This window comes from Phormidium sp. CCY1219 (assembly GCF_035615515.1).
Taxonomy (GTDB): domain Bacteria; phylum Cyanobacteriota; class Cyanobacteriia; order Cyanobacteriales; family Laspinemataceae; genus CCY1219.
This window is the reverse complement of the sequence record NZ_JAJENT010000887.1, coordinates 1-5,386: the sequence shown is the minus strand read 5'-3', so window position 1 is coordinate 5,386 and position 5,386 is coordinate 1. Positions and strand designations below refer to the sequence as shown.

The 5,386-nt window shown below is 45.4% G+C and carries 14 protein-coding genes and 1 pseudogene; all 15 read left to right on the top strand.

Going from position 1 to position 5,386, the window contains the following annotated elements; translation table 11 throughout:
- The first annotated feature begins 192 nt into the window (after positions 1-192).
- A complete protein-coding gene (locus LKK83_RS29060) occupies positions 193-441 on the top strand; it encodes a UPF0175 family protein (protein WP_324634951.1) in 249 nt (82 codons plus the stop codon).
- Positions 442-452: 11 nt separating this feature from the next.
- The gene (locus LKK83_RS29055; RefSeq protein ID WP_324634950.1) at positions 453-701 is read left to right on the top strand and encodes a hypothetical protein; all 249 of its coding nucleotides are present in this window, start codon (positions 453-455) and stop codon (positions 699-701) included.
- 39 nt (positions 702-740) lie between these two features.
- Positions 741-926, top strand: coding sequence for a DUF3368 domain-containing protein (locus tag LKK83_RS29050; RefSeq protein WP_324634949.1), 186 nt, complete (start codon positions 741-743; stop codon positions 924-926).
- 154 nt (positions 927-1,080) lie between these two features.
- On the top strand, positions 1,081-1,290 hold the full coding sequence (locus LKK83_RS29045) for a transcriptional regulator (RefSeq protein WP_068789508.1): 210 nt from the start codon (positions 1,081-1,083) through the stop codon (positions 1,288-1,290).
- Positions 1,287-1,541, top strand: a complete 255-nt coding sequence (locus tag LKK83_RS29040; RefSeq protein ID WP_324634948.1) for a type II toxin-antitoxin system VapC family toxin — start codon at positions 1,287-1,289, stop codon at positions 1,539-1,541. The genes LKK83_RS29045 and LKK83_RS29040 overlap by 4 nt, the downstream gene beginning before the upstream one ends.
- 115 nt (positions 1,542-1,656) lie before the next feature.
- The gene (locus LKK83_RS29035; RefSeq protein ID WP_324634947.1) at positions 1,657-1,881 is read left to right on the top strand and encodes a hypothetical protein; all 225 of its coding nucleotides are present in this window, start codon (positions 1,657-1,659) and stop codon (positions 1,879-1,881) included.
- A gap of 74 nt (positions 1,882-1,955) precedes the next feature.
- Positions 1,956-2,144 (top strand): hypothetical protein, encoded by a 189-nt coding sequence (locus tag LKK83_RS29030; protein ID WP_324634946.1) that lies wholly within the window; start codon positions 1,956-1,958, stop codon positions 2,142-2,144.
- Positions 2,134-2,403 carry a type II toxin-antitoxin system RelE family toxin gene (locus LKK83_RS29025; RefSeq protein ID WP_324634945.1) on the top strand — a complete coding sequence of 90 codons (270 nt, stop codon included), beginning with the start codon at positions 2,134-2,136 and terminating at the stop codon, positions 2,401-2,403. Before LKK83_RS29030 ends, LKK83_RS29025 begins: the two co-directional genes overlap by 11 nt.
- 169 nt (positions 2,404-2,572) lie before the next feature.
- Positions 2,573-2,851 carry a hypothetical protein gene (locus tag LKK83_RS29020; RefSeq protein WP_324634944.1) on the top strand — a complete coding sequence of 93 codons (279 nt, stop codon included), beginning with the start codon at positions 2,573-2,575 and terminating at the stop codon, positions 2,849-2,851.
- Positions 2,852-2,872: 21 nt separating this feature from the next.
- Entirely contained in the window at positions 2,873-3,118 is a 246-nt protein-coding gene (locus LKK83_RS29015; protein ID WP_283762873.1) for a UPF0175 family protein, read from the top strand.
- 5 nt (positions 3,119-3,123) lie between these two features.
- Positions 3,124-3,390 (top strand): hypothetical protein, encoded by a 267-nt coding sequence (locus tag LKK83_RS29010; RefSeq protein ID WP_324634943.1) that lies wholly within the window; start codon positions 3,124-3,126, stop codon positions 3,388-3,390.
- On the top strand, positions 3,387-3,605 hold the full coding sequence (locus LKK83_RS29005; protein ID WP_324634942.1) for a DUF3368 domain-containing protein: 219 nt from the start codon (positions 3,387-3,389) through the stop codon (positions 3,603-3,605). The genes LKK83_RS29010 and LKK83_RS29005 overlap by 4 nt, the downstream gene beginning before the upstream one ends.
- Positions 3,606-3,918: 313 nt before the next feature.
- Entirely contained in the window at positions 3,919-4,368 is a 450-nt protein-coding gene (locus LKK83_RS29000; protein ID WP_324634941.1) for a PIN domain-containing protein, read from the top strand.
- Positions 4,369-4,385: 17 nt separating this feature from the next.
- On the top strand, positions 4,386-4,583 hold the full coding sequence (locus LKK83_RS28995) for a hypothetical protein (protein ID WP_324634952.1): 198 nt from the start codon (positions 4,386-4,388) through the stop codon (positions 4,581-4,583).
- Between the two features lie 101 nt (positions 4,584-4,684).
- Positions 4,685-5,386, top strand: a pseudogene (locus LKK83_RS28990) (CHAT domain-containing protein); the annotation flags it as partial.

Sequence of the window (5,386 nt, the reverse complement as noted above, 5' to 3'; positions counted from 1 at the left end):
CAAAAATTTAACAAAAAAACCGGGTTGCTCAGTGGCGGGGATGGGGTAAAATAGCTGTACTGTCCTGACCTAGTGCGTGGCGATGGATGAACAACAAGTGCAGTCTTATCTCTCCCTGATTCAAGAACTCCTTACCTTTGCCAAGCGGCTGCTGGGGAATGAATGTCTTTTGAAATGATGAGGTGATGGTAGATGCAAGGTATTAATATACAAATTCCCATCGAATTAATTGAGCAAGGTGAGACGGCAGTTTTGGAACAAATTGCCATGCAACTTTATGAAAATAAGATATTTACCTTTAGTCAAGCCCGTCGGTTGTTGAATTATTCCGTGTGGGAGTTTCAAAAACTGTTGGGAGAAAATCATGTTGTTCGGCAATACGACCAAGATGATTTAGCAGAGGATATCGAAGCGATTCAATCAGGATTGTGGGATGGTTAAAGTGATTTATAATGCTACTGATTAATTTTGCAAGTATTAATCGCTTAGATATATTAAAATCCCTGTTTGCTGAAATAGTCATTCCCCAAGCGGTTTACTCGGAAACCGTTGAATCAGGATTTCCTAACTCGGAAACCATTGTTAATGGAATTGAAGCGGCTTGGCTTAAAGTTAAGTCGGTGCAGGAGATGCCAGAATCCATCCCTTTAGAATTAGATGCTGGGGAAAGGGAGGTGATTGCTTTAGCACTGAGCGAATAAACAACTAGGGTTGTATTGGATGAAAAAAGAGCCAGAAAAGTGGCTCAATCTTTAAAATTGAATGTGATTGGCACTTTAGGAATTTTGATTTTAGCCAAACAAAACCAGATTATCCCCAAGGTGAAACCCCTATTGGATGCAATGATGACAGAAGCCCAATACTGGGTGAATGAATCTCTGTATGACAATGTTTTGCAAGCTGTTTCTGAGGATGAAATCGAGTAGGGTGGGCGACTCTCCCGATTACTCTCGGTGGGGGAAAAGAAACCAAGTTTCTAGCAGCATCTGGTATTTCTTCACAAAAATTCAACAAAGAAACCCGGTTTCTCAGTTATGGGGATGGGGTAAAATGGGGATACTATCCTGAAGCTGTTGCATCATGCTAACCACCGAAACTGAAATCTTAGCAATTCTGCGTAACCTCCCCCAACCCGCCCTGGAAGAAGCTAAAATATTCTTAGACTTTTTAGCTTGGCGGTATCAAAACACCTCACCCAAAGGAGCAACGTTAATCGCAAATCTGCGGGGAAAAGCCACAGGGGATATGACCACTGATGAGATTCTGAATTTAACGCGGGGTGAGGAATGACGGATTTCCTCGTAGATAGTAATGTGATTCTGGATGTATTAACTGAAGATTCCCATTGGTTTGACGGGTCAGCCGCTCAACTAGCTGATTGCGCCGAAACTGGAACACTGCATATCAACCCTATTATTTATGCAGAAGTATCCATTGGTTTTAAAGATGTAACGGAAGTGGAATCGGTATTATCTTCTAGCTTTTTTCAGAGAGACGGATTACGGGAAAATAGCGGGAGCATGAAAGCCTCCATCTTTTAAGTGGGGGATGAAATGCGACACGAGCAGTTTTAACCGCCGTGATGTTAATTTCTTTCCCTTGTCAATTTAGCTTTAAGTGCGCTAAACTAAGTTTATTCTGTCAAACCTAGCGTAAATGTTTGTCTTAGAATTTAAGGTTAAAGCTAAAACAAAACAATATCAAGCTATAGACGATGCTATCCGCACCGCTCAATTCATCCGTAACAAATGCTTAAGGTATTGGATGGACAACAAAGGTGTGGGCAAGTACGACCTATCGGCTTATTGTCGGGTTTTAGCGCACGACTTTAATTTTGCTGGTGAGTTAAATTCCCAAGCTAGAATAAAATCTCTATTGTGATCCAGGAAATCACCATGGATATTAGGCAATTGATTGATTTCGCTGACCGGGTTAATTTATGAGGAGAAATAGTCATGAAAGGAATTCAATTTGTGGTGAATGAAGCCGGAGAAAAACAGGCAGTATTAATTGATTTGGCTGAGTGGGGTGAGTTATGGGAAGATTTCTATGATGTGTTGGTGGCTCATGCTCGTGAGCAGGAGGAGGAGGTGTCTTGGGATGAGTTAAAACAAGACATCCAGGCAGAAGCGAATGGCAAATGAAGGGTATGCTGTCCGGTTTAAGAAGTCGGCGGCTAAGGAACTGCGATCGCTCGATATCAATCTCCAGTCACGCATCGGGGAGGCGATCGATGGCCTGAGTCTTGATCCCCGTCCGCCGGGAGTGGTCAAGTTGAAGGGGGACGATAATCTCTATCGAATTCGCAGCGGTGATTATCGTGTGGTTTATGAAATTGATGATTCCGAAAAAGTGGTTCGGATTGTGCGCGTGAGGCATCGTCGGGATGTCTATCGGAGTTGATTTAAGGATGCCGATTAGTCTCCAGTCACAAGGGGATGGCAGGCGGGAAAAGAAACCGGGTTTCCAGCAGCATCTCGGTTTCTTAACAAAAATTTAACAAAGAAACCCGGTTTCTCAGTCGCGGGGATGGGGTAAAATCGGGATGGTATCCCCTACCCGGTGTGTGGCTATGGATGAACAAAGATCGCAGGCTTGTCTCTCCCTGATTCAAGAACTCCTCGAATGTCCTAGTGGGGAGGAACCGCAAATCCTCAACCGTCATCTGGAGTTGCTGGATGAGGGGTTTGTGCAGGTGTGCGAGTTGGTAGCGGCACAGTTGCAGGAGGAGGGACAAGACAACCAAGCGCAGTTTGTGGGGAATGTGGCGCAGGAGGTGGGGGAATATTTCAACAGTCAAACATCTGGACTAGCCACGAGTGAGGGTCAAGCTAAGGCGAAAAATTACTGATTTTGAGGTAAGAGCAAGATTATGAGCATAGTGATTTCCGAAGACATTGTTAAAGCTAGTGGACTCTCTGAACAAGAGTTGATTATCGAGTTGGTATTATTGCTGTTTCAGCAAGAAAAAATTAGCTTGGGTAAGGCAGCAGAGTTACTGAATATCTCTCAGTTTAGATTCCAGAAAATTCTATCAGAGAGGGGCATCAATATTCATTACGATTTGGAGGAATTGCAGGAGGATATACAGCATTTAACGGCTAAGGGATGGCTATGATTGTTGTGAGTGATACTTCTCCGTTAAGTGGGTTGGCGATCGTCGGTTATCTTGGATTATTAGAACAACTCTACGGACAGGTATTGATTCCTTCGGGGGTTTGGCATGAATTACAGCGAGGAGGAGAAGATGACCCGCGCATCACAGATGTGTTGGGTCTTGATTGGATTGAGGTTCGCCAACCCACTAATCAACAACTGGTAAATGTTTTACAAACTGAACGTCCTCTAGTCGAGGAGAATCAGAGGCGATCGCGTTGGCATTGGAAGTGAATGCAGAAGAATTATTGATTGATGAACGGTTAGGACGAAGGCAAGCGATTGATTTGGGGTTGTCGATTACGGGATTATTGGGAATTTTGTTAGTAGCAAAGCGTCGGGGTTTGATTACTCAGATTAGACCGATTATGGATAGTTTAATCTTGGAGGCTAATTTTCGGATTAGCCCAAATTTATATAGAGAGGTTTTAGCGGCTGCTGGGGAATGATAAAGTGATAAAAAGCTGCCTTTGGGGTGGGGGAAAAGAAACCGGGTTTCTAGCAGCATCTGGTGTTTCTTCACAAAAATTTAACAAAGAAACCCGGTTTCTCAGTCGCGGTGATAGGGTAAAATCCGGGTGGTATCCCCTACCCGATCTGTGGCTATGGATGAACACAGAGTGCAAGCCTATCTCTCCCTGATTCAAGAACTCCTTACCTGTCCGGGTGGAGAGAACAAATCCTCAACCGTCATCTGGAGTTGCTGGATCAGAGGTTGGTGCAGGTGTGCGAGTTGGTGGTAGCTAATCTGTAGGGGGTTTAATGGTTGCGGTATATTTAGATGTGTGTTGTCTCAATCGCCCTTTTGATGACTGGGCGCAGGAACGGGTTCGGCTAGAGGGGGACTCAGTTTTAACGATTCTGGAACGAGTTCGCACGGGAGAATGGCAACTCATTTCGAGTGAAGCGATCACAGTGGAACTGGAAAAAATGCGAAATCTGGAGAAAAAAACTAGCATCCTTAGTCTTTTGGCGTTAGCAACCCAGATGCAAGAAATTAATCCGACGGTGGAGGAACGTTCACAACAATTAGAACAGTTTGGGTTTGGACTGTTCGATTCTTTTCATCTGGCTTGTGCTGAAGCGGCTGGGGCAGATATTTTTCTTTCTACAGACGATCGCCTGCTCAAAACCGCTCGCAGGTACGCATCTAAATTAAAGGTTGCTATTAGCAATCCAGTGGTGTGGCTGATTCAGGTTTTACAGGAGTAATAATTAAGGAGTTATGGATAATGAATGCAGTAGAGCTAAGAGAAAAAGGCTATCAGATTTTAGTCAATCATTTGGGACAGTCTGATGCAATTCGCTTTTTGCAACAAATGGGTTGGGGTCAGGGAGATTATACCCAGGAACGGCGTGATGTTTTAGAGTCGGTGACGCGGGAGGAGTTTTTGGAGGATTTACGGAAAATCAGAAGTCTTCAGTAACCGGGTTTCTCAGTGGCGGGGATGGGGTAAAATTCGGGTGGGGTGGACCGAGGCTTCACTGAACCGACACCACCGAACCAAGACTCACCGGAGGCAGAACCATGTCGAGTTGGCGTAAGAGATGGCAAAATCTATGGCCGAGGCTAAACACGCCTTTATTCACCTCCCAGCCTCAGCCCACCAGAACCTCCAACCCTCAAGTCAATGCCATCCGCGAAGAATATTTAGCAATTTGGTTGGAAATTGTGAAAGCCGAAATCGATAGTGGCAGCAACCTTCAATTTGTCTATCGCATTTTCCAAAAATACCAAGACCAACTCGACCTCGATTTTGCCGAAACCCTCCGCCAATGGCTTCACTCCCAACTCGACCCCGATGATATTGAGAAGAATAAAGCCTTAGCCGCCATCCTTTATAATTTCGCCCTTGATATTCAGCAATTCCCATTAGGCAGTCGAGCCAATAATCTGGAAATTGCCATTGTTGCCTACCAAGCCGCCTTAGAAGTCTACACCCGCACCGCCTTTCCCGAAGATTGGGCAACGACTCAAAATAACGTGGGGAATGCCTACTTATACCGCATCCGGGGAGAGCGAGCCGACAATATCGAGGAGGCGATTCGCCGCTACCAAGCCGCCTTAGAAGTCCGCACCCGCACCGCCTTTCCCTATGAGTGGGCAGGGACTCAAAATAACTTGGCGGCTGCCTACCGTAACCGCATCTGGGGAGAGCGAGCGGACAATATCGAGGAGGCGATTCACTGCTACCAAGCCGCCTTAGAAGTCCACACCCGCAGCGCCTTT